Genomic DNA, 352 nt, shown 5'->3' with positions numbered 1-352 from the left:
AGTCGCCGCTGATCCACCGCCTGTTCGCCGAGCAGACCGGCGAGGCGCTGGTCTATGACGCGCAACTGGCGCCGCTGGACGATTTCCCCGGGTTCGCCCGGCGCTTCTTCGAGCAGGGCAAGGGCGCCAATGTCACCGTGCCGTTCAAGGAAGAGGCCTATCGTCTGGTGGACGAGTTGAGCGAGCGGGCCACCCGGGCCGGGGCGGTGAACACCCTGATCCGCCTCGCCGACGGTCGCCTGCGCGGCGACAACACCGACGGCGCCGGCCTGCTGCGGGACCTGACGGCGAACGCCGGGGTCGAGCTGCGCGGCAAGCGGGTTCTCCTGCTCGGCGCCGGCGGTGCGGTGCG

General features: G+C 71.9%; 1 pseudogene. It reads left to right on the top strand.

Features of this window, described 5'->3' with window-relative positions:
- A pseudogene (locus tag FLP08_RS17470) lies at window positions 1-352 on the top strand (hypothetical protein); the annotation flags it as partial.

The organism is Christiangramia aestuarii (genome assembly GCF_009735585.1).
Lineage (GTDB): Bacteria > Bacteroidota > Bacteroidia > Flavobacteriales > Flavobacteriaceae > Christiangramia > Christiangramia aestuarii.
This window is presented reverse-complemented; position numbering and strand designations above follow the sequence as displayed.